This window comes from Croceicoccus estronivorus (assembly GCF_001625325.1).
Lineage (GTDB): Bacteria > Pseudomonadota > Alphaproteobacteria > Sphingomonadales > Sphingomonadaceae > Caenibius > Caenibius estronivorus.
This window is the reverse complement of the sequence record NZ_JRQQ01000002.1, coordinates 590,421-613,989: the sequence shown is the minus strand read 5'-3', so window position 1 is coordinate 613,989 and position 23,569 is coordinate 590,421. Positions and strand designations below refer to the sequence as shown.

The following is a 23,569-nucleotide window of genomic DNA, read 5'->3' as shown; positions in this document are numbered from 1 at the left end:
AGTGGCCACGACTCTCGTCTCCCTTTGATTTCAGCAAAAGGTGCATTCATGCGTGGCGGCTTTCTGGTGGGTTTGGCAATCGGTGCGGGCGCGGCTCTGGCAGGGCCGACATTCTGGCGGTCCGCACGGCCTGCGGCGAAGAAGGCAATGCGTGCCGGTTTCGAAGGCTATATAGTCGCGCGCCAGGCGGCTGCCCGGATGGCGGAGGAGGTCGAGGACCTGATTGCCGAGGTTTCCCACGAAATGACGGAAGCGGCAAACAACACTCAGGATGATGTGATCCGTTCCGGCGACGGAGCCGCTGGCAAAGGCGAATAGCCATGTCGGCAAGGGGAACATTGCGCCATACCATGCCCGGACGTATCCGGATCGTTCTGGATCATCCGTTACCCGCACGGGACCATCTGCAATGGTTGGCTTCGGCTCTGGCGACTGTCGAAAATGTGCAGGAAGTGGAAATCAGGCCGCGAAGCGGGAGCGTCATTATCCACCATGTCGGGGAATACGATACGCTTGTCGATAAACTGGATGACGCTGGCCTGACTATCGAAACCGCATTGGTAACCGATGCAGCCGCCGATCCGATAGGCCAGGTGGTCGAACGGCTTTCCCAAGCGGATGCCGTGTTGAAGAAGTGGTCGGGCGGGAAGGCCGATATCTGGAATGTCGTATTTTCAGCATTGGTTGCCGGTGGTTTTATCCAGCTTGCGCGTGGCCGCGTGGCTGGTCCGGCGCTGACGCTGTTCGGTCAGGCTGCGACTCTGGCGATGTCCCGGCCTTTGCGGCGGTTCCTCGGATAGCGAGGCGCCGTCCTTCTCCGAACAGGAATGAGGTTCCGGCAAGCGCTCCGGACAGTGCAATGTCTCCGGCTGTTGGGCGGGCAATGCCAAGCAGGCGGCCCAGCGCGGGAAAGGCAAACGGTAATGCCAGGAGCACGCCGGAAGCGGCCAGAGCCCCCGCGAGACGCCGCTCGGAGATTTTTCGTGCGGTTTGCGAGGCATGGGAGCGGTCCCGCAGTGCCCAGGCGTGGGCATATTGGGCAAGGCCCATGGTGAGGAACGTGGTCCCTCTGGCGCGCGGGCCGAGACCGGCACGCGATTGCATGAGGAAGTGTGCGGCCAGCGACGCAGCGGCGATCCCGCCGCCGTCAAGCACCATGGAACGAATTTCGTCCTTTGCGAACAGGGCGCCAGCGGCGGAGCGCGGAGGACGTGTCATGACATCCCCTCTCGGCTCTGCGAGAGTAAGGCCAAGACCGGGAAGAACATCGGTCACCAGATTGAGCCAGAACAACTCCATCGGTGTTTCCAGTTCGCCTCGCCCATGCAGCGATTCACCCAGCATCAGGCTAACTTCCGCCAGATTTGTCGACAGGAAGTAACGGATTGCGTTCCTGACATTGTCATCTGTCGCCCGGCCTCGCGCGATTGCGCGTGCCAGAGCGCGCAAATCGTCGTCGGCAATGACGATATCGGCGACTTCGCGGGCAACGTCCGTTCCGCCGGCCCCCATCGCGACGCCCACTGCCGCAGCGCGTAGCGCCGGACCGTCGTTGATGCCGTCCCCGATCATTGCCACTCGTTTGCCTACGGCCTGTAGTCCACGCACAATGCGGAGCTTGTCGGATGGGCTGACCCGGGCGAATACCGAAGTCTTGAGCGCCATCTCCCCTACCTGGCGATCGTCCAGGCCAGTGAGACGGCTGGTTTCCAACACCGGAATGATTCCCGTGCGCGAAAGCGTGAGTTCCTCCGCTACCGCCAGCGCCGTCGCGGACTGATCGCCTGTCAGCATGATAGTGCGGATACCGGCACGGTGGAATGTCGCTATGGCTTCGCGTGCTTCGGCGCGAATGGGGTCGGCAAGAGCAACCAGACCCAACCATGTCAGACCGGCCGGATCGCCGGAGGCCAGTTTTTCCTGGCTGCGCGCGACGCCCAGCACGCGAAGCCCCCGCGCTGCGAAGCGGTCGTTCGCCGACAGAATTTCCCGCCGCCGGGCTTCGTCGAGAGGGGCAGAGGTGCCGTTGGCAAGTTCCTGCGATGCCATGGCCAGAAGTTCGTCCGGGGCACCTTTCAATGTCAGGAAAGGGCTGTCGCCGTCGTGGTGCTCCGTTGCCATCCAGCGCCGGTGATGATTCCGGCTGCGCATGGCGAGGATCGGGTGCACTCCTTGCAGCCTGTCGGGCTCAGCACCAGCCAGTTGCGCGAAATGGAGCAGGGCCAGTTCCGTGGCGGAGCCGCTGCCATCCGTAAGGCTGGCCTCGTTGCAAAGTGTCACGGCCTCTGCCAGCGGCTGCAGGTCCGCCATGTCCTGCGCCGTCCATTCCTTGCCCGGGGAAAGGTCTAGTGAGCGCCCATTCACGCAGGCGGCGACCACTCTCATGCGATTTTCCGTCAGAGTACCGGTCTTGTCGAGGCAGATCGTGTCCACCGTGCCCAGCGCTTCGATCGCGGGAAGGGCGCGGACATAGGCATTCTCGCGTTCCATGGAGCGCGCGCCGAGGGCAAGGGTAGAGGTAGCGACGGCGGGCAAACCTTCGGGAATAGCAGCGACCGCGAGAGCGATTGCGCTTTTCGCGATGGAAAACAGCGGCTCGCCCCGAAGCAGGCCGATGGCGAACAGGGCCCCGGATGCTCCGAGGCAGGCGAGCGACAGGCGCGAACCCAGCCGGGCCAGTTCGTCCTCTATATCGGGACGGGGTGGCCGTGCGAGGCCAATCATTGCCTGGGTGCGGGCCATTTCCGTTCGGCTCCCCGTGCCAACGACGATGGCGCGCCCGCTGCCACCGGTTACCACTGTCCCTCCGTGGAGAATATTTGTTCGCTCGGCCACGGAAGCCGGAGTTTCGGTCAGTGCGCCGGGAGCCTTGTGGACCGGCAGGCTTTCGCCTGTCAGGCTCGATTCATCGACGGATAGATTGTCCGCGTCGAGAACGCGGGCATCGGCGGGGATGAAGCTACCGGGATGCAGCGAAATGACGTCTCCGGGGACGAGTTCGCGTGAGGTCACGATGATGGGGGCACCGCCCCGCAGAACGCTGGCCTCGTGTTCTACCGGGCGGGACAGACGGCGGATCAGGCGCTCGGCGGCATTCTCTGAAGTAAATCCAATCCCGGCGTTGGCGAAGACAACCCCCAGTGTCACCGCGGCATCGACAAGTCCGCCGGTGGCGATGGACAATACCGCCGATCCGAACAACAGGGCGACCGGAAAGGTGGTGAACTGCCCAGCCACCATTTCTGCGCGGGACCGGCCTGACGGCATCGGGACAGCGTTGTAGCCGTAAGTGGACAGACGCTCTTGCACTTGCCGATCACTCAGCCCCGATGTGCTCGTTTCCATCTGGCTGACGACCTTGCCTGCTTCGGCCAGGGCAATGCGGTCGAGATCGGTGTTCAACAGGTTGGTGGTTGCCTGCGAGCGGCTGACCGGTCTTCGACCGCCGTCCAGACCGGATGCGACATGTTCGCGCAATTCGGATGCCGTCATCACGTTCGGGTGAATGACAAGCAGGCTGCCGGTTAGAGGATTGGCTGCCGATATCATGCACCCGACCAGCGACAGAGTGTGCTGGATATGGCTGAAAGTCTCCGCATCGGGCCATGGATCGAGCCGCAATCTGGTGCGGCCAGGCAGGTGGTGATGAACCCTGAGAATCATTCGTCTTGCGATACGCGGGGGACCATATCAGTGATAGTGGCCATTCATCATCACCGATTTCCTGCGTGCCGTCGCAGTGCTTTGGCCTTGCCGGTCATGCAGCGTTGAAGTGGGCGATGATCCTCGGATCCAGCGGCTGACGGAACCGCACATGCAGAACGTCATCGTGCCGATGCGCCACCGCGACATCGATCGGTCCTATAGCTCCGATCCAGAGGGACAATTCCCCGTCCAGCGCCATCGCGTCTGAAGGAGCGCGAAGGTCGCAGCCGTCGCTTGCCAGGCTCGATACCAGTGTATCGATCCTGCGGGATTTAAAGACACATTCACTAGGAATAGGCATGTTCAGCCTCTGGCACCTGTTTGCCGATCAGTGGTACTTGTGGCCGTTATTCGACCGCTAAGCGCAGAATGAACCTGGATGATGAACCTAATGTGTCCGTCAGCCGGTATTTTTAGTTCGACCGTGCGAGTTATCGCCCAGGCTGCAAGGACAGCCTGCCATTGCGGTATGAACCTGCCCTGTGAAATGGCGACCGGCTGCTGCACCAAGGCTCGCAGCTGCAAGTCGAACTGTGTGGACACTGACAACCCACTCATGCATTAGGCGGCGAATTTCCGATATAGTTGCCAATGACTACTAATTTTTCGATGAGTTTTACCATATGTCGATCGTGACCGGGGGGCAGCCTGCCGCCCGAAGAGGCTTGATGCTGATCAGGGGATTTCTGTCCCAGAATGTTGCGATCGGCTGCTCTTACGGGGCGTTCGGTGTCAGCCTTCTCGCACTTCAGGAACGGTATTCTGCCGGGCGGGGAGTTATTTCGCTCGGCTTTTCCTGCGTAATTCTCGGCATGGGGCTGCTCGGCCCGCTCATTGCCGCCTCGGTAAACCGCTTCGGCCTGAAGTGGACGATGATGACCGGGGCTGTCCTTGCCAGTTGCGGCTATACGGTGCTGGCGCTCTCATCCAGTACGACGGCATTCCTTCTCGCATTCGCGTTTCTGATCGGTCCGGGCGTTGCCCTGTCGGGAACATTGCCGGTCGGCTTGCTGGTGGGGGGGTGGTATCCTGAAGCCCGTGGCCGTGCGGTCGGCCTTGCGACCATGCCGGTTCTGCTCAGCTTCATGCCGATGTTGGGGGTGCTCCTGATCGAGCGGCTTGATCTGTCCGGCTTCTATATCATTCTTGCTGCACTTCATTTCCTGATGTTGCCTGTGCTCGCGGGCATTCATTCGGCTCCGCCCTTTCCCCCCGCGGGACAGGATGGTGCGAAACGGGGACAGGCGCAGTCGGGCAAGTTGCTGACCAGTCCGGTTTTCTGGCTGATGGTTTTGTGCGGCGGCGTGCTCAACGCGGTCGGTATTACCGGGGTTGCGAACATGGTTGCGCTGCTGATCGAGCAGGGACGCTCCCCCGCTGAAGCAGGATTCCTGGCGTCTTTAATGGGCGGGTCGAGTGTACTCGGAGCATTCAGTGTCGGCTGGCTATGCGACCGTTTCGGAGGCGGGCGGGCCTTGTCCTTTGCCTCGGCCGGGTTTGCGTGCGGCTGGCTGGTTCTGGCCACGATGTCGGGCGTGTTTCTCATGGCGCTATCCGTGTTCCTAATCGGCGTTTGCGGGGCAGGAGTATTCCCCGCCGTAAATGTCCTTTCGACGCGGATTTTCGGCCTGGAACGGCTGGCCCATGTGCTTGGGCTGTTCGGCTTGTTCACGCTGCCGATGACTTTCATTCTGCCGCCTGCGGCGGGCTTGCTGCATGACATAACGGGCAGCTATCGGATAATGGTTGGCGCAATCGTATTGAGCTGCGCCATAGTCGCTGGATGCTTCTTCCTGCTTGGGCGTTTTGAGAGGCGGGCAATGCAGGGTGCAGGCGATTGAGAATGCGACGGCGCAAGCCGCGGCGGAATTTGAAAACGGAAGCGGCGACGGGCTGGAGCCCCAGCAGCAAAAAGAAGACGGGAGGGGAGCCTGACTATGGTGGGCAGTGCGAATAACGAGAACAATGCAGCAAATCTGTCTGGCGGAAAACGCCGTTTCAGGCGCGTTGGGGCGTTGGCGGCCGTACTTGCTGTCGGCGCGGCCGTTTACGCGTTCTGGCCCGAACCGGCAGTCACCGTTGACTATAATGGCCCGGTTGCGGGGTGGGAGCGTTGGGGTGGTGGCGACGGCGGGACACGCTATTCCCCACTGACGCAGATCACGCCGGAAAACGTCGCTGCGCTCAAACCCGCGTGGACGTATCACGTGGGTGAGATCAAGGCCGCCGACGGATTGTCACCCACGTTTGAGGCGACGCCGATAACTGCCGAAGGGCGCCTCTATGTCTGTTCGGGCAGTGGGCGTATCGCGGCGCTCGATCCGGAAACAGGCAAGGAAATCTGGGCTGCCGATCCGAAATCAGACTATACCAGCAGTTACCTCATCAACTGTCGCGGCGTGACGTATGTGCGCGATAGCCAGGTGCCCCAGGGCGAAGCATGCGCCGGGCGTATCTTTGCAGGCACGGTCGACAACCGGTTGGTGTCGCTCGACGCCAAGACGGGTAAGCTTTGCGCAATGTTCGGCGCGGGCGGTATTCTCGATCTCAAGCCGGGGCTGGGCGAGGTTGAGCGCGGCGATCTCTCCATCTCTTCTCCGCCGGTGGTGATCGGCGAGACGATCGTGATCAACAGCCGGGTTTCCGACAATATGCGGGTTGATATGCCCGCAGGTGTGATCCGCGCTTTCGATGTGCACAGCGGCAAGCTGGCATGGGCCTGGAACGCCGTGCCCCCGGGAATGAGCGATCAGGCAGATGCACCCAAGGGGGAAAGCTTCGTTCGCGCGACACCCAATTCCTGGGCTCCGATGTCCGCCGACCCGAAGCTGGGGCTGGTGTTCGTGCCGATGGGCAATGCGGCACCGGATCATTTTGGCGGTAATCGCAATGGCCTCGATTACTATGCAAGTTCGGTGGTTGCGCTCGATGCTGCGACGGGCGCTGTCCGATGGCATTTCCAGACCGTCCATCACGATGTCTGGGACTATGATATTCCCGCGCAGCCGGTGGTTTTCGACCTGCCGACTGCCGATGGTGTGGTCCCGGCTCTCGCCCAGACGACCAAGCAAGGGCATATCTTCGTTCTGGACCGCCGGACGGGTAAACCGCTGTTCCCGGTAGAAGAGCGCCCCGTTCCGCAAGGGGGCGCCGTACCTGGGGAGAAGCTTTCGCCAACCCAGCCATTCCCGGCCAACCCCGCTTTCATTATCCGGTCGCACGATCTGACCGAAGCAGACATGTGGGGCTTTACCCCGTGGGATCGGAGCAGATGCCGGGCCCTGTACAATTCAGTGAACAACGAGGGCATTTTTACGCCGCCGTCGATCAAGGGTTCGATCCAGTATCCCAGCTTCCAGGGGGCTTCGAACTGGGGCGGCATCACGATTGATCCGGAACGGTCGATCCTGATCGCCAATACGCAGCAGGTTGCATCCATCATGCAACTCGTGCCGCGAGACGAAATTGCGAAGCGCACAGAGGAGGGAGAGCATATCCTCCCTGCTTCCGGATCGCCTTATGGTCTGGTCATGAAGCCGATGCTGTCACCGTTCGGCGCACCTTGCAACGAGCCGCCGTGGGGCACGCTGGTTGCTATCGACCTGACCAAGGGCAAGAGGCTGTGGGAAGTGCCGCTGGGCACCACTCGCGATCAGGCGCCGTTCCCGATCTGGCTCAAGCTTGGGGTGCCGAACCTTGGCGGCTCGATCGTCACTGCGTCGGGCCTGGTGTTCATCGGGGCTACGACTGACGATTATCTGCGTGCCTACGATATCAAGAGCGGTGAGGTGCTGTGGCGTGCCCGTTTGCCGGGCGGGGGGCAGGCGACCCCGATGACTTACAGGCTGAACAAGGATGGACGGCAATATGTCGTCATCGCCGCTGGCGGCCACAAGTATCTCGGCACTACCGTAGGGGACTCTCTGGTTGCCTATGCTCTGCCGGCGGCTGACAAGACCGCGCAATAGCGACCGGCGTTGCAAGGGCCGCCCTCCTTTACACGAGGGCGGCCTTTCACATTTCTCAGACAGTTGCCACCGGCGTCGCGGGGGACCCGACGGAGCCGGGTAGGCGAAGCGGTGGTGCGGTGAGGAGAAATGCACTGCGTTTGTTGGCAAGCAGCCATTCGGCCAGTTCATGCAACAGCCACAGTTCGCCCAGATGGATGCCGAGCTTGAACAGGCACAGTTCGTGGAGTGGCAGGATCGCGTGGCCCGCCCCCGGTGGATTGTACCAATCGTAGCTTTCGACAGCGAGATTGTCTGAACAGATCGCCACGATGCCGCTGTCGTCGATCCAGCGCAGTAGTCGCTCGTCCTTGCCGTCAAGACCGGCACCGGTCACATCCAGTTTCGGTTTGTCGGGCTTCTTGCCCATTGCGAGTACCGCCTCGTCATAGCCGGTGTGGAGCAGCAGGAAGTCCCCCGTTCGTACGTCGACGTCCTGAGCGTCGATCGTGCGCATCAGGTCGTCGTACCCGACGAATTTCTGTTCGGTCCCGAACATTTCCTTCAGGTTGACCATGACCCCACGGCCCTGGATCCCGGCTGCGGCCATGTTTTCAATTCCCAGCGCCTTGGCGAACGGGCCGCCGGGGTCTTCCGGGCCGAGCAAGTGCTCGTGTGCCCGATAGCCATTGTAATAGACTTTTTCCGCGACTCCATCGCCGTCCGCGTCGAACTTCTGACCCATGTGCGCGAGCGAATCCCACTGGGTGGAAAACTGTGTGTAAAGCACAACGCCGTCATCGCACATCACGTCAGAGCAGTGATCGCTGACCTGATTGTACGCAGGCCCGTCGTCCAATTGTTCCACGAACAGTTTCGGCGGCTTGCGCATTTCGATCATCTGGCCGGGATAATCGAGTGGCAGGCTAAGCGTGAAGGCGATGCCTTCCTTTACTTCCCGTATCCCGCCAAGCCGTCGTTCGGGGGTAAGTAGATTCATTCGCCCGATCTGGTCATCCGGCCCGAAATCGCCCCAGTTCGATCCCTCAGGCCTTTGTTTCCAGCGCATTCAATTTCTCCCTGTCTTCCCATGCGTGGCGCGCGCAGGCGCACCCGGACCGCATCGAGGTTGCAGCGTGAGATAGCGACGGGAGGCTGTCAAAACAAATGGGCAGTTTTCCAGCATTGCAGGATCTATCCGGTCAGGGGCAAGGGCTGAAAATAGTGTTTGCCTGTGCAGCGGCGATGGAGCGTGCCAGGGTATTCCGCTGACCCGAAACATGCGCGTTGACGAGGCGAAGTGGGATTGCCCCGAGGCATGCGGTTGAATATGGGGCTGGGCCAGATCAGTCTGACCGGTTCCGTTCGCCGAAGCGGCTTGCCAAGCCCGTTGCACCTATGCAGGAGGCAGGCAAATTCTGCCCGGCTTGCGTGCGTCGGGATTTCGGAACGGAAAAGTTTAAGGAGAGACCATGTCCGCCAGCCAGACTCTGAATGACGCCGCCCAGGGCACGACACCGTCCGCGATGGACCGGTTGCTGTCGCCGCGCTCAATCGCGCTGATCGGCGCCTCGAATTCAGCCCACCGCATCGGCGGCCTGCTATTCGCCAATCTGAAGCGCGCGTTCAAGGGGCCACTTTACCCGATCCACCCGTCCGATCCGGAGATCATGGGGGTGAAGGCTTATTCTTCGCTTGCCGATTTGCCGGAAACTGTCGACCTCGCCGTTGTCGCTGTCGCGGCCAAGCTGGTGCCGGATATGGTCGAAGCCGCTGCCGCGGCCGGTATCGGCGGGGCGGTTGTCGTGACTTCCGGGTTTGCCGAAGTCGGCGGCGAAGGCGTGGAATTGCAGGATCGCCTGGCGGATATTTCCCGTCGTACGGGCATTCGCATTCTTGGCCCGAACTGCATTGGCTACCTGAACATGCACGGCGGTGTGATGGCGAACTTCGCGATTACACCGGATTCGCCGTTGCCGATTGCAGGCGGAACCGCGTTGGTTTCGCAGAGCGGGGGCTTCGGTTCCTACATCTCGCTGATGGCGATGCGCGCTGGTCTGGGCGTGGGCTGGTTCGTCAGCACGGGCAACGAAGTCGATTGCAACGTGGCGATGGTTTGCCGCTATCTGATTGAACGCCCGGAAGTGAAAGTGCTGCTCGCGTGTGTTGAGACACTGCGCGATCCGGACATTTTCATAGAAACTGCAGAGCGGGCGCTGGAACTGGACAAGCCGGTCGTGCTGTTGAAGGCAGGGCGTTCGGAAGAGGCAGCCCGCGCGGCGATGAGCCATACGGGATCGATCACCGGGTCGGCCGATGTGCTCTATGCGGTCTGCGCCCAGTATGGCGTCCATGTCGCCGAAACCATGCAGGAAATGCTCGATCTCGGCTTGATGTTCGAGACGGGCAAACGGGTGAAAGGCCGTCGGATGGCCGTGCTCACCACTTCCGGTGGCGCAGGCGTGCTGCTGACGGACGAAGCGGCCGAAGTCGGGCTGACCGTGCCTGAGTTCTCTGCGGAGGAGCAGGCAGAACTGGAAGCGATCATGCCGCAGCCGTTTTTCGGAAGTGTTGGCAACCCGATCGACACGACGTCGCAGATCATTGCTCATCAGGATTCCGCAGTCGGGATCATGGATTATCTGGGCAAGAGCCCGTCTATCGACATGATAACCTGTGTGACCTGGGATCATACGACAGAGTTCATCAAGGCTCTGGTCGATGGCGATCTTGGCACTGACAAGCCCGTATCCATCCTTTGTACCGCCACGGTGCCGATGGTGTCCGAGGCGGGCACACCGCTTTATCTGGACCCTTCACGTGCGGTTCGGCCGCTGGGGGCACTGGCGCGTCAGTCGCTCGACCGGCCTAACATCGTAAAGGCTCCTGCCAAGGACGAAGCGCGGATTGCACGCGCACGGGCTCTGTTTGCGGCCTGCGATGGCCGCAAGGTCCTGATGGAGCATGAGGGCAAGCAACTCTTCGCTGAATACGGAATACCCGTGACGCGTGAGAAACTGGTGGCGACACCGGCTGATGCCGATGCTGCGGCTGCGGAAATCGGCGGCAAGGTCGCGATTAAGTACATGAGCCCTGAACTCATGCACAAATCCGATGTTGGAGGCCTGCGTCTCGGGCTGGAAGCCGGTTCGGTCAAGGCAGAGGCGGAAGCCATGCTGGACGATGTTGCGCGGGGTGCCCCGCATGTTGAGCTTTCCGGCATCCTCGTGCAGGAAATGGTGCCTGCCCGCATGGAATTGACCTGCGGGATCAAGCGGGACCTTTCCTTCGGACCGATCGTCGTGGTCGGCATGGGCGGCGTACTTGTCGAAGTGCTGGCCGAAGTCGCGATGCTGCGCCCGCCGTTCGATGCGGGAATGGCGCGCAAGGTTGTCGAAAGCCTGTGTGACGGGCGGATTGCTTCGGCGCGCCGTGGTCTGGAACCGGACGAAATCGATGCTGTCGTGGCGGCTGTCATGGGGCTGGGCCAGATGGCGCTTGAACTGCCGGAAATATCCGAAATCGACGTCAATCCGATCCGTATCGCCAATGGGCGTGCTGTTGCTGCCGACGCGCTTGTCATCCTTGGCGACGACGCGGAGTAAGCGCTGAAATTGTTTTGATGCCCGGGGTTTTGTGGCCTCGGGCATGAACCGGCTGGCCTCCGCCATGTCCTGTGCCATGATAGGTCCAGAGAAGGAGAGGCATGGATGCACGAACTCGATTATGGCCTTGCCGGGCGCAAGGCGCTGGTTTGCGGCTCTTCGCAAGGGTTAGGGAAGGCCTGTGCCCTCGCGCTGGCCAAGGCTGGCGCCGATGTAACCATAAATGGGCGGACAGCGGAAACGCTTGGCCTCACCGCCGATGAACTGGCGGAAGCTATCGGTCGTCCGGTGGCAAGTATCTGTGCCGATGTAACCACATCAGCAGGCCGCTATGCATTGCTCGAAGCTTGTCCTGAACCGGATATCCTCGTGACCAATGCCGCCGGTCCGCCGCCAGGGCAGTTTACGGATTGGGATGAGGAAGATTGGCAAAGGGCCCTTTCCAGCAACATGATCGCACCGATCCTTCTCATCCGTGATGTCATCGAGGCCATGCAGGGCAAAGGCTGGGGACGGATTGTCAACATCACTTCCGGAGCAGTCAAAGCGCCGATTGCCTTGCTGGGCCTGTCCAACGGGGCGCGGTCGGGCTTGACGGGATTTGTCGCAGGGCTTGCGCGAGAAGTCGCGAAAAACGGGGTGACGATCAACAACCTGTTACCGGGGCAATTCGAAACCGACCGGTTGCGTGCTCTTGCCAGGGCATCGGCTGAAAGACGCGGTGTTTCCTTTGAACAGGCATGGAAGGAACTGGCAACGGCCAACCCAACCGGCCGGATCGGGCATCCTGAAGAATTTGGCGCGACCTGTGCGTTCCTCGCCAGCAAACAGGCTGGTTATATCAATGGGCAGAACATCCTGCTGGACGGTGGGGCCTATCCGGGCACGTTCTGATTTGCCCGAATACCGATTGCAGTCCGGCTTTGGCTTGACAGGTACGGTTGCAGGCCCGAGCGTCCCTGTAGAGGAACACATGTGATGCCCGGTAGCCCGGGATGTCGCCGGGAGATAAGTCGATGAGCGAACCCACTTCTGTTTCGATACCTGAAATGGCTTCGAAAACGGGAGATGCCGATATTGTTCGCGCCCTGGTCGGTGGATGGGAACTGGTCTGTTGGGAAACCTTCCATCCCGATGGGACTGTCAGCCATCCGTTCGGAAAAGATGCGATAGGCATCATCATGTACAGTGCGGACGGGCATATGAGCTGCCATCTGTCGATGGCAAACCGGCCGTTGCTGGACGCGCCGACGATCTACCATGTGTCGGATGAGGATCTCGGGCGTTCGTTGCGAGCCTATACCGGGTATTTTGGAACCTACAGCGTGGACGCCGCAGAAGGTGTCGTGACTCACCATGTCGAGGGCGCATGGTACCCCAATTTCGCCGCTGTCGATCAGCCGCGGCGCTATGGTTTCGACGGGGACTTGCTGTTCCTGGAAGCGGAAACGGGCGACGATCTCGTGCGGATAACCTGGCGTCGTCGCAATTCCGGCACTTTGCCTGGCCACTGAGTTGAGCGGAAGGTTCCGGAAACGAACCGAATTCACATCTCCGGGAGTTGCACTATGCGTTACGTCAGTTTCAAGCGGCCGGACGGGGTGTCCAGTTTCGGCAGGCTCGAGGGAGAATTGGTCGCTGATTGCGGTGTGCCTGGTGAGCCGTCATATCTTGTCGATGCAATTGCGGCTGGCACATTGCCCGATCTCTCTTCGGGCAGAATGTTTTCCCTTTCCGAATTATCCCTGCTCCCGGTTATTCCAAACCCCGGAAAGATACTTTGCGTGGGCCTGAACTATGCGAGCCATGTCGAGGAAATGGGGCGTGAGCAAAAAGGGTACCCTGCGATCTTTACACGCTGGGCAAACACTCTGGTCGCTGCCGGGCACCCGCTCGTTCGCCCGCGTGAAAGCACCGCCTTTGATTTCGAAGGCGAATTGGCCATCGTGATCGGAAAGGCGGGGCGGCGTATCCAACGGGAGAATGCGCTGGAACATATCGCCGGTTATTCAATCTTTCACGATGCCTCCGCCCGCGATTGGCAGAGGCACAACAGCCAGTTCACTCCGGGCAAGAACTTTCCCGGCACCGGTGGTTTCGGCCCGGCACTGGTGACGCCTGATGAAATTCAGGATCTCGGGGCGCATAGAGTGCGGACAGTGTTGAATGGAGAGATTGTGCAGGATCAGCCTGTTTCGGACATGATCCATGACGTCGCAGCCATCATTGCCTATTGTTCGACCTTTACAGAGCTTGTCCCGGGCGATGTGATAGCTACGGGCACACCGGGAGGGGTCGGTGCCGGACGTACGCCCCCGCTCTATATGAAGGGCGGGGATGAGGTCGAAGTGTCCATCGGGGTGCTGGGTACTCTGGCAAATCCGGTCGTGGACGAAACTTAAGGCGCGCGCTTAACTGAAAAACGCTGTCTCTGCTTCCGCACCGACGGGAATACCGGACATGCGCGCACGTTGCAGCGTCTTCCAGTAATAGCGATAGCTCGCCCGGTCATAGAGTTCGCCCTTGTATTGAATCGGGCCCCAATCGGCTGCCTGAGCCGTAAGCAACACGGCCGCGGCATCTTCTGCCTCGCTATAGTCCGGGCGCATCGCTTCGACGATGGGCTGGATCTGGGCCGGATAGATGCTCCACATGCGCAGGAAGCCGAATTCCAGACGTGCCCGACTGGCATCGCCGCGCACCACATCCGGATTCTTGAGATCGAGGCAGACATTGTGAGCCGCGACTAGCCCGTTGGCGAGAGCGGCCGCGACCATTTCCGTTTTGGCCCGGATCAGCAACTTGTGTTCGAATTGGCCGGGGCTGCGCATGGCGCTGGCCGGGATCGCGCCATCGTGGGCACTGATGAAATCCATCAAGCCAAAATCCAGCACGCGCATCCACGGCAGAGCGGCCATCACCTTCACGTCGGCCACGGCACCATGGGTTTCCACCAACGCATGAATCGGTATCTCACGCTCGATACCGCGCCGGGCACAGCCTTCGCGGATATAATCGATTACCGCACCCAGCTCGCCCGCAGAAGTTGCCTTGGGAACGGTGATATGCGCGACCCGGTCCCCTGCGCGGTCGAGCAGGATGTCGATATCGGCATGACAGGCCGGATGGTGCGGGGCATGAACGCGCATGCCAAGCTGGCCGAACTTGTTGGCATCGGAAGCGATCAGACCGGCTACCATCCGGGCGTGGGTTTCTTCTTCGCCAGCAGCGGCCCCATCTTCGCAATCCCCGGTGACATCGAACACCGGGCCCAGTTCTTCTTGCAACACAAGCGCCTTGCGGATCATTTTTTCGGCGCCGGCATAGTGATCGACTGTTGGAATGACCGGGGCCTGACGCTCGCCGGCGTAAAGGGCATGGTCGGGATGAACCGGATTGGCGCTCATCTTGATGGGGCCTCGTCAAAGCTGGAATGAAACAAAGCAAAAGCCCTAGCGTGGGCCAGAACACTTCGTCCAGCTTAACGCAGCAGGGCTGTCAATTGTATCGGGAATGGAAGGCGGAATGTGCCCGGTCAGGCAAACAGGTCGTGTTCGCCGTCTTCCATGATCGGGTCCGGCACTTCCAGTTGCTTGTGGTGTTCGTGGCCGTGGAATGATGCCGGACGGAAAACCGTGCGGCAATAATTGTCCGACATGGCCATCCAGCTTTCCCAGCAGGCCATCGACATCTGGAACGGCATCATCCACATGGTGGCGAGCCAATCCTGCGATACGGCCGGATTGACCGGGATGAAGTTGCTCAACGGGCTCTTCTTCTCTGCCATGCCCTTTTCCTAACATCACAATGCGATTCGCTGCAATCGTTCATATGCTGCGTCGCAGCATTGCTGCCGGTCGCTTGTGGCAGGGAAGTGAGCCCGACGAGCTTACAACTTTCCGAAGCGGCCTTCGAAGCCTGCCGTATCGCCATTTGCCAGATAGCCTGCTTGCTCAACCCAGTTGTCGCGCCGGATACGGCCCCGGAAATTGCCCAGTTCGGCATCGATCTGATCGATGTCGGCATCGTTCCATCCAGCGATCTGTTCGAAGCGGGTAATGCCGAGGGATTGCAACAATTTGGCCAGCTTCGGGCCGAGGCCTTTGATGCGGGTCAGATCGTCGCTGGCCCGCTCTGTGGTGCTGACTTCCGCTTCTGCCTCATCCTTGCGGTGTTCTGCCTCGTGGCGTTCATGTTCCTGATGCTGGACGGCGGCGGCAACGGCAGTTCCAACTCCGGACATCCCTTGAGGAGTAGGGGGCGGCATTTCAGGCTGGGCTGAAGTGCGAGGAGCGTCGATCAATGCCTGATTGCGTTTTGCCGGGGCCGCACCTTCCTGAAGCACGTCGGCGGTCAATGATGTGTCTATCCGGGCCTTGCCTCCCTTGCCAAACACACGCCACGCGATGATTACCCCGATCAGCAGGGCGATGACGAATAGCCACCAGTATTGTTCAAACAGTACTGTCATTTACGCATTCCCTCCCATGTCGGGGCGTGAGCGACCCCATATGCCCCAGCCTATCGCGATGCCAAGGCCATAAGCAATCAGAGACAGCACAAGGAGTTCCATCCAGATCGGCATGCGGTTTCCTATCGCGGGCCCGGCTGGTCGACCGGAGTCGGCTTGAGCGGAACGGTTTCGATGACGGAAAATTCGATCCGCCGGTTGGCCGGGTCAGTCGGGTCCAGGCCGGGGACAGGCTTGCTCGATCCCACGCCGATCGCGCGTAGTCCGTCGGCAGGAATGCCACGGCGGATCAAGGCGCGTTGCACAGCTTCCGCCCGTTCGCGGGAAAGCGTGAGATTGCCCGGCTCGTTTCCGGAACTGTCGGTATGGCCGGTAATTGCGATCACGCTACCCAGGCATGGCCGGAGGGCTTCGGCCACTTCACCTACCAGTTCGCGGCTGGCCGGATCAATGGCAGCGCTCCCTTCTTCGAAGCGGATCGTACGGGCGCGTAGCAGAGCCTCGACATCGCGTTGGCAATGAAGGGGCTTGGGAGGAGGCACCGCGGCAGTGCCAAAACCTGTCGCGTCAGCCCAATGGACACTGCCGACGCCAGGAATGGCGGCGACGGCCTTTGCCGCATGCGCGCGGGTAGATTCATTCAATTTCCCATTGCCCAGAAGTACCGGATGCCGGGTAGGCCATCCGCCAGCAGTGAAGAAATCGGCCGTGACACCGCGGGCACCGGCCTGGGCAATGGCCTGCCGGGATTGTGCCTGCAGCTTTACGGCGATGTCATCCGCACTGGTTTGGGCGACGCCCACTGCAAACAAAGCAGTCAGGCACGCTCCGGCAGACAGTGCGATTGCGGGGCCGAATTGCATATCCTCTCCCTTAACGAGGGGAGAGGATATGGGAAAGGCGCAATTCAGTTGCCGGAAAGCCCGTCGGCCACGGCAGTAAGGCGGATAAACTCCTGCCGCCAGAAATCCGACTGTTTGCCTGCCAGGGCGGCGATATCGCGATAGGAGAAATCGCCCAGCAATGGATCTCCGCGCAGCTTTTGCCCATACGCGGCAACGGCGGCGGCAAAGGCCATGTCGCCATGTGGCATAGCGGAATTTTGCAGACCGGCTGCAGGCACTACCCGTTCGATGAGGCGTGAGGTGTCCCCATCGGGAAGTTTGTAGCGCAGTTTGACGTAGGCCAGTTCGCCGGGTTTCGTGGCTCCTGCCGGGGCGGGTTTATCGCCGTAGCGACGCGGTCCGATCCAGCCCTTTGCCCCGGCAGGCACGATTTCATAAATCGCGGTCACCTGATGCCCGGCACCGATTTCTCCGGCATCGACCTTGTCATTATCGAAGTCCTCTTCGCGCAGGGCGCGGTTCTCGTAACCGAGCAGGCGATACTGGCTGACGGAGGCCGGATTGAACTCCACCTGTATTTTTACGTCCTTGGCGATGGTGAACAACGTCGAGGCCATTTCGTCGGTTAGCACTTTCCTGGCTTCCAGAGCGCTGTCAATATACGCGTAATTGCCGTTCCCATGGTCGGCGATCTGTTCCATCATCGCTTCGTTGTAATTGCCGGTGCCGAAACCCAGTGTGGTCAGCGTGATCCCACTGTCGCGCTCTTTCTCGATCATTTCGATCAACGCATCGCGATTGCTGATCCCGACATTGAAATCACCATCCGTGGCGAGAATGACGCGGTTGACGCCGCCCTGGATGCGATTGTCCTCGGCAATCTGGTAGGCGAGTTGAAGCCCCGCGCCGCCCGCGGTCGATCCGCCTGCCTGCAGCCGGTCGAGTGCATCGCGGATCTTGCGCGTGTCGTTGGTCGGTTCCAGCACCATTCCGGCCGCACCGGCATAGACGACGATGGAAACCTTGTCCTTCTCGCCCAGTTCGCCTGCCAGACCGGACAAGGCAGCCTTGACCAGCGGCAACTTGTCCTGGCTGTTCATCGAGCCGGAGACATCGACCAGAAACACCAGATTGGCGGGTGGGCGATCCTTGCGAGGCAGGTCGTATCCCCGCAGGCCGATGCGGAGGAGGCGGGTTTCCGGATTCCACGGCGTCCGGGCAAGATCGGTGGAGACGGTGAAAGGCGCGCTGCGCATTTCGGGAACAGGATAGGAATAGCGGAAGTAATTCACCATTTCTTCGGTTCTGACGGCATCTTTGGGGGGCAATGCGCCTTGAGTCAGAAACCGGCGCGTGTTGGCATAGGAGCCCGTATCGACATCGACGGAAAAGGTTGAAACAGGCTCTGTCACTGTCAGCTTGACAGGAGAAATCTTCTCCCCGTCGTAGCGCTCGCGGCCGGGATCGGTCGCGACCATGACCGGCGGGACATAATATCCGGGTGCTGCCCGCATTGGGGCGGCTTTGACCATGAGGGGAGGAGCACCGGCAATGTTCACGGGCGGCGGTGAAGGGGGCGGCGCGCCTTCAGTTGTGGTTTCGTTGCGCTGCCCCGTCACGACGATATCGTTGCCTTCCGGCTGTGTGGCGCATCCAGCCAACAATGAAGCCAGACAGGTTGTGGTGGTAAATTGGGCAAGGCGCATGGCTGTCCGCTCCGGTGGCGTGGTGATTGCGTGGCAGGCTCGTGTCTTGGCGGTGAACCGCGACTGAACGCTCTTTTCCAGCGATGATCCGTTATGTTTCGCTTGCCTGCGGACCGATCTTGCGGCGGAAGAGAACTCTGTCCTCCGGTCCGAAACCCTTGTGCCAGATCATCCATCCATACGCGAAGAGGATGGCTGGTATCCCGAACAGCAATTCCATCCATTCGGGCAACTGTGTCGCAATCCAGCCAATGACCGTAGCAGGGGCGGCGGCCCAAACCAGCGCCCAGCGCCAGTTGTTGATCCGCTCCCCAAGAATGCGGGCCAGAAGCCACGCCTTGACCACTGAAGAAGCGCCCAACGCGACGATGAGGGCCGCAGCCACCGCAGCCGCCCAATAGAACTCACCGAGGCCAAGATTCTTCACCAGCAGGATAAAGCCAACACTGACAAGCGCCTGGAATCCGATGGTCAAAAGCGAGATCCACAGATTGCGAATACGCGCGACATAGACAAGCGCGGCTTCGGACACGACCGCTGTGGCCGCTACCACCTCGGCAGCCAGCAACAGGGCCATGGCCCCCGTACCGGCGACGAAGTTGGGGCCGACCAGCCCCATGACACCTTCGCCTGGAATGCCCAGGGCCAGGGCAATCCCCGCCTGCGCGGCTGTGATCCAGAAACCGACCTGGCAAACCTGTTTGGCAATCGCGGCGTAATTCTTTTCCTTGAGGTTGCGGGTGATCACCGGGCCCAAAATGGGTTCGAAGCTGGTCTTCAGTTTCTGCGGCAGGCTGGCGACCTGTTGGGCGACGTAATAGACACCCACGGTGGCAGGTGAGGCGAACAGGCCCAGGATGGCAATGTCGATCCGCCGCGTGCCCCATTCGATAGCATCGGCAGTCGCCAGTGGCAGGCTTTGACGCACGAGTTGCCACATCAGCAAGGGATGGGGCTTCCACTTATGCGGCAGGCCGTATGTGCGTATCAGCGGGAAGAAAGCGGTAACGGCCGCCGCGGCGACGGACAGCAGATAGGCGATTGCCAACCCGCTGTCGGGCGCGAGAAAATACATGACCCCGGCCATGATCGAAATCGTCCAGGGTTCCACGATTGCGCGGGCCCGCACAGTCGTCCCGATATCGAAACGATAGGCTTGCGCGGCAAGGGCGACTTCCGTCCATGAAAGGAATACGATGCCGAGCGGAAGAAGCCGGTCGATCGCTGTATATTCCCCGCTGGGAAACATGGGGATGGGAAACAGGTAGAGCAGAACTGCGACCAGAGTGGAGAACAGCGTGGCGAGAAACAGCCCGTCAGTGACGATATTCGCGGGATTGCGGTCTTCCGCATGGGAAAGCCATTGGGCAAGGCCCCGTTTCTGGCCGAGCGCGCAGAGCTGCCCCAGCAATTCCACAACCACCAGCGCGTAGGCAAAACGACCCAGTGCATCCGCGCCATAAAGGCGCCCTGCGATGAACAGGAACGGCAGACGCGCGGCTAGGCGCAGCAGAAAGCCAAGAAAATTCGTTCGCCCCCCTTTGGCCAGGGCGGCGATGTCATCCTGCGCGGCAGTCTCGCTCACGCAGGTTCTTCCTGTTCGGGTTTGAGGGGGCGGGCGAGTATCCCCCGCACGACTTCACGCGCCGGGGCGCCGTTCAGCAAACTATGAACAGCCTCCACAATCGGCATGGAAACCTCGTGTTTGCGGGCAAGTTCAACGAGTACGGGGGCAGTGAAGGCCCCTTCTGCGACAGTTCTGCGGTCAGCCATCAGAGCCTCAGGCTGCGCTCCTTCGCCGAGCGCTTTGCCCAGTGAGAAATTGCGGCTTGAGGTGGACGAACAGGTAAGCACGAGATCGCCCAATCCGCATAGACCGGCCAGAGTTGCAGCCTGACCGCCCAAGGCTTCACCGAAACGAAGCATCTCTGCATAGCCGCGCGCGATTAGTGCAGCCCGGGCATTCTGCCCGAGGCCGAGCCCATCGACGACACCGCAGGCGATCGCGAGGACATTCTTCACCGATCCTCCCACTTCCGCTCCGATTACATCGGTCGAATAATAAGGGCGGAAAGTCGTACGGGCGATCTCAGGGGCGAGCCGCTCCCATTGGGCGTCGCCGCCGCCGCATGCCAGTGTTACCGCTGTGGGTTGCCCGGCGGCAACCTCGTGGGCGAACGTCGGCCCCGAGAGGACTGCGATCTCGCTATCGGGTGCGGCATCGCTGGCGACGTTGCTCATTAACCGGCCCGTGCCATTTTCGATCCCTTTGCTGCAAAGGACGAGATCGCGTGGCAGGCGCGGCATCTGGCCAAGTATTCTGGCAAGGTGTTGTGCCGGTGTCACCAGCAGGAGCGTTGCACATTGCGCCGCTTCAGTCAGGTCGTCGGTCGCGTGGATTGTTTCTGCCAGTTGTGCGGAAGGAAGGTACAAGCTGTTGCGATGGTGGGAGTTGACGTCCTGGACCACTTCGGGCTCCAGAGCCCAGATCAGGACATCGCGACCGTCTGACGCCAGCATCTGGGCCAGGGCCGTGCCCCATGCACCGGCACCGATCACCCCGATCTTTGGCGCAGCGGGCTTCATGCTTTCACTCCGGCGCCGCGGGCGGGCTCAGCATTCGGGTCGAGCGGCCAGCGCGGGCGGGCCGTGAAGTCGAGCGGATCGGATTGACCATCGGCATGACGCTCCGCACCGGCCCAGGCGATCATCGCGGCATTGTCGGTACAGAGTTGGAGCGGCGGGGCAGTGAACGGCATACCGTTCGTTTCGGCGAATTGTTCCAAAGCACCGCGCATGGCCTGATTGGCCGCAACACCCCCTGCGACCACCAGTGCCGTGGCCCCTTCCAATTCAGGGAGGGAATGTTTCAACCGGTCGATAACGCAATCGATCGCGGCTTCCTGAAAGCTGGCGGCAATATCCTGGTCGCGATGATCACCGCTTTCCTTTGCCCGCAAAACCGCGCTTTTCAGACCGGCGAACGAGAAGTGCGGTTCGCTGGAGCCAAGCAGGGGGCGGGGCAAGCGTACGGCCTTGGCATCGCCCGTCGCAGCCAGCTTTTCGACCTTGGGGCCTCCGGGATAGCCAAGGCCAAGGATTTTGGCAGTCTTGTCGAATGCCTCCCCCAGTGCGTCGTCGATTGTCGTCGCCAGACGGCGATATTGCCCCACACCTTCGACTCGCAGGATCTGGCAATGCCCGCCGGAGACCAGGAGCAAGGCATAGGGAAATTGCAGTGCAGGATCGGCAAGGCGTGGCGACAGGGCGTGGCCTTCCAGGTGGTTGACGGCGATCAGCGGTTTGTTGCCGGCCATCGCCAGAGCCTTACCAGTGACGAGGCCGACCATCACGCCGCCGATCAGGCCGGGGCCAGCCGTTGCGGCAATGGCATCGACATCGTCCAGCGAGCGGCCGGCATCGGCCAGTGTCGCCTGGATCAAGGGTGCGAGGCGTTCTGCGTGTGCGCGTGCGGCGATCTCCGGCACGACCCCGCCATAGGGCCGGTGCGCGTCATCCTGCGAAGCGATACGCTGCGCCAGGATCTCCCGCTCCGACGTGACAAGTGCTGCCGCCGTCTCGTCGCAGCTCGATTCTATGCCGAGGATCAACGCCATCGCGCTTCCCCTGAACGACATTGGCCATTAGGGCAAGCAGCCGTAATGAATGGACCCTACAGACTTCGCCTCGGAACCCGATCCTCACCCCTCGCCATGGCTCAGGCGGAAGAGGCCCGTGCTCGCCTCTGCGTTGCCCATGGATGGGACGAAGCGGAGATCGAATTGGTCCCTGTTGTCGCTAGCGGGGACAAGGTTCTCGATCGCCCGCTGGCTGAAATCGGTGGCAAGGCGCTCTGGACGAAGGAACTGGACCTTTGGCTGGATGAAGGGAGGATCGACGCTGCGGTTCATTCCATGAAGGACGTGGAGACGATCCGGCCCGACTGGCTGACCATAGCTGCCATTCTGCCGCGTGCGGACGTGCGCGATGTTCTGGTCGGAGCGGAGAGCATAGCGGCCCTGCCGCAAGGTGCGCGGATCGGTACGAGCGCGCCGCGCCGCGCCGCTCAGATGCTGAATGCTCGGCCCGATTGCTCTGTGGTTTCTTTTCGCGGCAATGTTGCGACGCGTCTGGGTAAACTGGAAGCCGGGGAAGCCGATGCGACGCTTTTGGCTGCAGCCGGGCTTCAAAGATTGCGGCAACTGGATGTGGGGACCCCGCTCGATCCGCATGAATGGCTCCCGGCGCCGGCGCAGGGGGCAATCGGTATTGAATGCAAGGCGGGCGATCAGGCGACACAGGCTTTACTCGCGGTCGTCGACGACGGGCCTAGCCGGGCAAGAGTCATGGCGGAGCGAGCCCTGCTGCTGGCACTGGGGGGCAATTGCCACAGCCCGATTGCAGTCTTGAGTGAAGTACAAGACGATCAAATCTTCCTGAAAGCTGCGCTGTTCAGCCCGGATGGCGTGGACAGAGTGGATGGGCAGGCTCACTTCCCGGTCACGGCACCTGAACGAGCTGCCAGCCTCGCGGCAGATCTTCTCGCTCGCGCCGGGCCTGCCATAGTTGCCTGTTTTGATGGCGCTTCATGAGCAAGCCTTTGTTTGCGATCCGGCCGGAACCGGGCCTTTCCGCCACGATTACGGCAGGGCAGCGCCAAGGGTTGGATATTTTTGGGGAACCGCTCACCCAGATTCGACCGGTGGCTTGGGAGATGCCGGATCCTGACAGTTTCGACGGGATATTGCTCGGCAGCGCCAATGCTCTCCGTCATGGCGGCAGTGCTTTGGAACGCTTGCGGGAGAAACCCGCTTATGTCGTTGGCAAGGCGACAGCCGATGCGGCGCGAATGGCCGGGTTCACTATTGGCGGTGTGGGATCCGGTGGATTGCAGGGGCTTCTGGATGAACTGGCGGGGCAAGAACTGGTTCTCTTGAGGATCGCGGGGGCAGAGCATGTTCCGCTCAATCCGCCGGATGGGATCACCCTTCTGACCGGGATCGCCTATGAAAGCGTACCATGTCCGATCTCGCCTGATTTCGCAGCGCGGTTGCAGGGCGGTGGTGTGGTGCTGCTTCATTCCGCTGCCGCTGCATGCCATTTCGCAGCGGAATGTCAGCGTGTTGGTATCGAGCGCAACGGGCTGGCGCTCGCCGCGCTTGGTCCCCGCATCGCAGCGGCTGCGGGGGAGGGATGGGCCGCATGCCGCTCCGCAGATATTCCGCAGGAAGATGCCTTGCTGGCCCTCGCCACGGACATGTGTCAGTGATCGGGTTCGACATGGCGGCAC

At 61.1% G+C, this 23,569-nt stretch carries 21 protein-coding genes; 10 read left to right on the top strand and 11 right to left on the bottom strand.

Annotation, left to right across the window (positions count from 1 at the left end):
• The first annotated feature begins 48 nt into the window (after positions 1–48).
• Together MB02_RS06235 and MB02_RS17635 are read left to right on the top strand one after the other, a co-directional pair.
• Complete coding sequence (locus tag MB02_RS06235) at positions 49–318, top strand: DUF5132 domain-containing protein (protein WP_067533996.1); 270 nt, start codon at positions 49–51, stop codon at positions 316–318.
• A gap of 2 nt (positions 319–320) precedes the next feature.
• Positions 321–800, top strand: a complete 480-nt coding sequence (locus MB02_RS17635) for a hypothetical protein (RefSeq protein ID WP_170304640.1) — start codon at positions 321–323, stop codon at positions 798–800.
• Here the strand turns inward: MB02_RS17635 and MB02_RS06225 are convergent.
• Together MB02_RS06225 and MB02_RS17630 are read right to left on the bottom strand one after the other, a co-directional pair.
• On the bottom strand, positions 697–3,663 hold the full coding sequence (locus MB02_RS06225; protein ID WP_067533989.1) for a cation-translocating P-type ATPase: 2,967 nt from the start codon (positions 3,661–3,663) through the stop codon (positions 697–699). The two genes, MB02_RS17635 and MB02_RS06225, sit on opposite strands and share 104 nt — an antisense overlap.
• 94 nt (positions 3,664–3,757) lie before the next feature.
• Positions 3,758–4,006 carry a hypothetical protein gene (locus MB02_RS17630; protein WP_067533986.1) on the bottom strand — a complete coding sequence of 83 codons (249 nt, stop codon included), beginning with the start codon at positions 4,004–4,006 and terminating at the stop codon, positions 3,758–3,760.
• 322 nt (positions 4,007–4,328) lie between these two features.
• Between MB02_RS17630 and MB02_RS06210 the strand changes: the two genes are divergently transcribed.
• Positions 4,329–5,546 (top strand): MFS transporter, encoded by a 1,218-nt coding sequence (locus MB02_RS06210; protein WP_067533980.1) that lies wholly within the window; start codon positions 4,329–4,331, stop codon positions 5,544–5,546.
• 96 nt (positions 5,547–5,642) lie between these two features.
• The gene (locus MB02_RS06205; RefSeq protein WP_082825994.1) at positions 5,643–7,673 is read left to right on the top strand and encodes a pyrroloquinoline quinone-dependent dehydrogenase; all 2,031 of its coding nucleotides are present in this window, start codon (positions 5,643–5,645) and stop codon (positions 7,671–7,673) included.
• A 55-nt stretch (positions 7,674–7,728) separates the two neighbouring features.
• Here the strand turns inward: MB02_RS06205 and MB02_RS06200 are convergent, their stop codons facing one another.
• The gene (locus MB02_RS06200; protein WP_067533978.1) at positions 7,729–8,721 is read right to left on the bottom strand and encodes a cyclase family protein; all 993 of its coding nucleotides are present in this window, start codon (positions 8,719–8,721) and stop codon (positions 7,729–7,731) included.
• A 403-nt stretch (positions 8,722–9,124) separates the two neighbouring features.
• Here MB02_RS06200 and MB02_RS06195 point away from each other — a divergent pair, with 403 nt between their 5' ends.
• The 4 genes from MB02_RS06195 to MB02_RS06180 all read left to right on the top strand — a co-directional run bounded on the left by MB02_RS06195 (position 9,125) and on the right by MB02_RS06180 (position 13,659).
• Positions 9,125–11,257, top strand: a complete 2,133-nt coding sequence (locus MB02_RS06195; protein ID WP_067533976.1) for an acetate--CoA ligase family protein — start codon at positions 9,125–9,127, stop codon at positions 11,255–11,257.
• 105 nt (positions 11,258–11,362) lie between these two features.
• Positions 11,363–12,151 carry an SDR family oxidoreductase gene (locus MB02_RS06190; protein ID WP_067533972.1) on the top strand — a complete coding sequence of 263 codons (789 nt, stop codon included), beginning with the start codon at positions 11,363–11,365 and terminating at the stop codon, positions 12,149–12,151.
• Positions 12,152–12,273: 122 nt separating this feature from the next.
• Positions 12,274–12,771, top strand: a complete 498-nt coding sequence (locus tag MB02_RS06185; protein ID WP_170304639.1) for a lipocalin-like domain-containing protein — start codon at positions 12,274–12,276, stop codon at positions 12,769–12,771.
• A gap of 54 nt (positions 12,772–12,825) precedes the next feature.
• Positions 12,826–13,659, top strand: coding sequence for a fumarylacetoacetate hydrolase family protein (locus tag MB02_RS06180; RefSeq protein WP_067533969.1), 834 nt, complete (start codon positions 12,826–12,828; stop codon positions 13,657–13,659).
• 9 nt (positions 13,660–13,668) lie between these two features.
• Here the strand turns inward: MB02_RS06180 and MB02_RS06175 are convergent, their stop codons facing one another.
• The 8 genes from MB02_RS06175 to tsaD all read right to left on the bottom strand — a co-directional run bounded on the left by MB02_RS06175 (position 13,669) and on the right by tsaD (position 21,896).
• A complete protein-coding gene (locus tag MB02_RS06175; RefSeq protein ID WP_067533966.1) occupies positions 13,669–14,664 on the bottom strand; it encodes an HpcH/HpaI aldolase/citrate lyase family protein in 996 nt (331 codons plus the stop codon).
• Positions 14,665–14,792: 128 nt separating this feature from the next.
• The gene (locus MB02_RS06170) at positions 14,793–15,044 is read right to left on the bottom strand and encodes a hypothetical protein (protein WP_067533963.1); all 252 of its coding nucleotides are present in this window, start codon (positions 15,042–15,044) and stop codon (positions 14,793–14,795) included.
• A 102-nt stretch (positions 15,045–15,146) separates the two neighbouring features.
• A complete protein-coding gene (locus MB02_RS06165) occupies positions 15,147–15,728 on the bottom strand; it encodes a hypothetical protein (protein WP_067533960.1) in 582 nt (193 codons plus the stop codon).
• A gap of 122 nt (positions 15,729–15,850) precedes the next feature.
• Positions 15,851–16,591 carry an OmpA family protein gene (locus MB02_RS06160; RefSeq protein WP_067533957.1) on the bottom strand — a complete coding sequence of 247 codons (741 nt, stop codon included), beginning with the start codon at positions 16,589–16,591 and terminating at the stop codon, positions 15,851–15,853.
• A gap of 44 nt (positions 16,592–16,635) precedes the next feature.
• Positions 16,636–18,279, bottom strand: coding sequence for a vWA domain-containing protein (locus tag MB02_RS06155; RefSeq protein WP_067533954.1), 1,644 nt, complete (start codon positions 18,277–18,279; stop codon positions 16,636–16,638).
• Positions 18,280–18,370: 91 nt separating this feature from the next.
• Positions 18,371–19,864 carry a lipopolysaccharide biosynthesis protein gene (locus MB02_RS06150; protein ID WP_067533951.1) on the bottom strand — a complete coding sequence of 498 codons (1,494 nt, stop codon included), beginning with the start codon at positions 19,862–19,864 and terminating at the stop codon, positions 18,371–18,373.
• Positions 19,861–20,865, bottom strand: a complete 1,005-nt coding sequence (locus MB02_RS06145; protein ID WP_067533948.1) for an NAD(P)H-dependent glycerol-3-phosphate dehydrogenase — start codon at positions 20,863–20,865, stop codon at positions 19,861–19,863. Before MB02_RS06145 ends, MB02_RS06150 begins: the two co-directional genes overlap by 4 nt.
• Complete coding sequence (gene tsaD, locus MB02_RS06140; protein ID WP_067533946.1) at positions 20,862–21,896, bottom strand: tRNA (adenosine(37)-N6)-threonylcarbamoyltransferase complex transferase subunit TsaD; 1,035 nt, start codon at positions 21,894–21,896, stop codon at positions 20,862–20,864. The genes MB02_RS06145 and tsaD overlap by 4 nt, the downstream gene beginning before the upstream one ends.
• Before the next feature lie 45 nt (positions 21,897–21,941).
• On the opposite strand from tsaD, the gene hemC reads away from it, so the two are divergent.
• Both hemC and MB02_RS06130 read left to right on the top strand, forming a co-directional pair.
• Positions 21,942–22,871, top strand: coding sequence for a hydroxymethylbilane synthase (gene hemC, locus MB02_RS06135; RefSeq protein WP_082825992.1), 930 nt, complete (start codon positions 21,942–21,944; stop codon positions 22,869–22,871).
• Entirely contained in the window at positions 22,868–23,548 is a 681-nt protein-coding gene (locus MB02_RS06130) for a uroporphyrinogen-III synthase (protein WP_067533939.1), read from the top strand. The genes hemC and MB02_RS06130 overlap by 4 nt, the downstream gene beginning before the upstream one ends.
• Positions 23,549–23,569: the final 21 nt, after the last annotated feature.